This is a genomic window from Rahnella perminowiae, assembly GCF_019049755.1.
Classification (GTDB): domain Bacteria; phylum Pseudomonadota; class Gammaproteobacteria; order Enterobacterales; family Enterobacteriaceae; genus Rahnella; species Rahnella perminowiae.
Window position 1 is genome coordinate 1 of sequence record NZ_JAFMOS010000205.1, and the last position, 1,788, is coordinate 1,788.

At 48.3% G+C, this 1,788-nt stretch carries 1 protein-coding gene, 2 tRNA genes and 1 rRNA gene; all 4 read left to right on the forward strand.

Going from position 1 to position 1,788, the window contains the following annotated elements; translation table 11 throughout:
- Positions 1-9: 9 nt before the first annotated feature.
- The 4 genes from rrf to ytfQ all read left to right on the forward strand — a co-directional run bounded on the left by rrf (position 10) and on the right by ytfQ (position 1,787).
- Positions 10-125: ribosomal RNA gene (gene rrf, locus J1785_RS01295) — 5S ribosomal RNA — on the forward strand.
- Between the two features lie 98 nt (positions 126-223).
- Positions 224-300: transfer RNA gene (locus J1785_RS01300), tRNA-Asp, on the forward strand.
- A 53-nt stretch (positions 301-353) separates the two neighbouring features.
- Positions 354-429, forward strand: a tRNA-Trp gene (locus tag J1785_RS01305).
- Between the two features lie 401 nt (positions 430-830).
- On the forward strand, positions 831-1,787 hold the full coding sequence (gene ytfQ / locus J1785_RS01310) for a galactofuranose ABC transporter, galactofuranose-binding protein YtfQ (RefSeq protein WP_129955236.1): 957 nt from the start codon (positions 831-833) through the stop codon (positions 1,785-1,787).
- The last annotated feature ends 1 nt before the right edge of the window (position 1,788 follow it).

The window sequence follows — 1,788 nt, forward strand, 5'->3', positions numbered from 1 at the left end:
CAGAATTTGCCTGGCGGCACTAGCGCGGTGGTCCCACCTGACCCCATGCCGAACTCAGAAGTGAAACGCCGTAGCGCCGATGGTAGTGTGGGGTCTCCCCATGCGAGAGTAGGGAACTGCCAGGCATCAAATTAGTAAAGAACGTGTTCCTTTTCCCCTGACAAGGAAAATAACAGGAACAAACACGCATCAGCCGGTTGCTGATGCGTGTGAAAGAACCGGTGGAGCGGTAGTTCAGTTGGTTAGAATACCTGCCTGTCACGCAGGGGGTCGCGGGTTCGAGCCCCGTCCGTTCCGCCAATTATTAAAAATTATGCCTGCTAAATTAGCAGGCATAATAGTAAGCACAATTTAGGGGCGTAGCTCAGTTGGTAGAGCACCGGTCTCCAAAACCGGGTGTCGCGAGTTCGAGTCTCTCCGCCCCTGCCATATTTAAACCCTTCGCGAAAGCGAGGGGTTTTTTTTCGTCTTAATTTTCTGAAGACCTTCTTCCTTGCTTAATCTTTGCTTCTTAATCCCCCTGTTCAGCGTTTTTTGCACCGACAGGGCTCAAAACCTCCATTCTTGCTAGTTGTTTTTTGTCATGTTTTGGCTGAATACATGCACGAATTGATTGTTCTCCCTGTATGTGACTTCGCTCATGCTCCCATTTTCTCTATGTACTAAACCTAATCATCGTCTTATGACGACTATCAGCGCCTGACAGCATTGCTTGTATCCTTTTTCCGACAGAACTGTCGTAGCGGATGAATGCATGCCGGGTAATCGTCCTCGCCGTACCCTACGAGTCATAACAAAAAGTAGCTCAGACTACACATGAGGAAAGAAATATGTATAAACGCTTATTTGTGGCAGCAGCAGTAGCGACAGTCCTTAGTGGCACAGTTCAGGCGGCTCCGCTGGTTGTGGGTTTTTCGCAGATCGGTTCTGAGTCTGGGTGGCGTTCTGCGGAAACAAAAGTCTCTAAATCAGAAGCAGAAAAACGCGGCATAACACTGAAAATCGCTGATGCCCAGCAAAAACAAGAGAACCAAATCAAAGCAATACGCTCATTCATCGCACAAGGTGTTGATGCCATTTTTATCGCTCCCGTTGTGGCTACGGGCTGGGCCCCGGTTTTGACCGAAGCTAAAGAAGCTAAGATCCCTGTATTCCTGTTAGACCGTACGATCGAAGTCAGTGATCCGTCTCTGTACACCGCTGCAGTGGCTTCAGACAGCGTGTATGAGGGTAAGGTAGCGGGGGACTGGCTGGTTAAGGATGCTGCTGGCAAACCATGTAATGTTGTCGAATTGCAGGGAACGGTCGGTGCCAGTGTGGCGTTAAATCGTAAAAAAGGATTTGCAGATGCGTTGAAATCTGCGCCAAACATCAAAATTATCCGTTCGCAGTCCGGAGACTTCACCCGCAGTAAAGGCAAAGAAGTAATGGAAAGCTTCATCAAGGCCGAACAAAACGGTAAGAACATTTGTGCCGTTTACGCTCATAACGACGACATGGCGATCGGTGCTATCCAGGCTATCAAAGAAGCTGGTTTGAAACCGGGTTCACAAATCAAAATCGTATCAATTGATGGTGTACCGGACATCTACAAAGCGATGTTAGCGGGCGAAGCAAACGCATCTGTTGAACTGACACCGAACATGGCTGGCCCGGCATTTGATGCGCTGATCGCAATGAAAAAGGATGGTACCCAGCCTAAGAAATTCATTCAGACTCAGTCCGCGTTGATCCTTCCTGATATGGCTCAGAAAGAATACGACATGAAAAAAGACATGGGTTATTAAG

Excerpts from the sequence above, each read along its gene's own strand:
- ytfQ (WP_129955236.1), top strand. The coding sequence starts at position 831 with ATGTATAAACGCTTATTTGTGGCAGCAGCAGTAGCGACAGTCCTTAGT.